1 protein-coding gene is annotated in these 1101 nt (G+C 62.6%); it reads left to right on the forward strand.

What is annotated here, in order from left to right:
- Positions 1-28 precede the first annotated feature (28 nt).
- The coding region (locus tag HKK72_RS39430) for an IS630 family transposase (RefSeq protein WP_187239456.1) at positions 29-1101 on the forward strand (1073 nt) is incomplete at its 3' end.

Below are 1101 nucleotides of genomic sequence, written 5' to 3' on the forward strand. Positions count from 1 at the left end.
ATTCGCCGGTTAAGTGTAGTTTCAGGCTATGGCGAGGACGGGACGGCCGACGGCCGAGGTGAAGCTGACCGATCAAGAGCGGGAGACGTTGGTGCGCTGGTCGCGGCGGGCCAAGTCCTCGCAGGTGCTGGCGCAGCGCTGCCGGATCATTCTGGCGTGCGCGGAGGGGCACTCGAATGTGCAGGTCGCTGCTGATCTGCGGGTTCATGTGAGCACGGTGGGCAAATGGCGGCGCCGGTTTCTGGCCAAGCGCCTGGACGGCTTGGTGGATGAGGACCGGCCCGGCCGGCCGCCGTCGATCACGCTGGACCGGGTCGAGGATGTGGTGGTGGCGACGCTGGAGGAGACGCCAAAGAACGCCACGCACTGGTCGAGGGCCTCGATGGCGCGACGTAGCGGCCTGTCGAAATCGACGATTGGGCGGATCTGGCGGGACTTCGGGCTCAAGCCGCATCAAAGCGACACCTTTAAATTGTCGACGGATCCGTTGTTCGTGGAGAAGGTCGTCGATGTCATCGGGCTGTATCACGATCCGCCGGACAGGGCGGTGGTTTTGTGCGTGGATGAGAAGTCGCAGATCCAGGCATTGGATCGCTCGCAGCCGGTGTTGCCGATGATGCCAGGTATGCCTGAGCGCCGTACCCACGATTATGCGCGCAACGGGATCACCAGTCTGTTCGCGGCCTTCAACGTCGCCGACGGCACCGTGATCGGTGAGTTGCATCGCCAGCACCGCGCCACAGAGTTCAAGAAGTTCCTGGTCACGATCGACAAGAGGGTGCCCGAGGGCCTGGATGTCCATGTGGTCTGTGACAATTACGGCACTCACAAAACCCCCGCCGTCAAAGCGTGGCTGGCCAGACATCCTCGCTTCCACATGCATTTCACCCCGACCGGCTCCTCGTGGATCAACCAGGTGGAGCGCTGGTTCGGGTTCCTCACCGACCAGATGATCCGCCGCGGTGTCCACAAGAGCGTCCAATCGCTGGAGAAACAGATCCGCGACTGGATCGCCGACTGGAACGAGGATCCCCGGCCGTTTGTGTGGAAGAAGACCGCCGAAGAGATCCTCGACTCCCTCGCCCGATATCTACAGCGAAC

The organism is Actinomadura sp. HBU206391, assembly GCF_014323665.1.
In the GTDB taxonomy this organism is placed as follows: Bacteria; Actinomycetota; Actinomycetes; order Streptosporangiales; family Streptosporangiaceae; genus Actinomadura_C.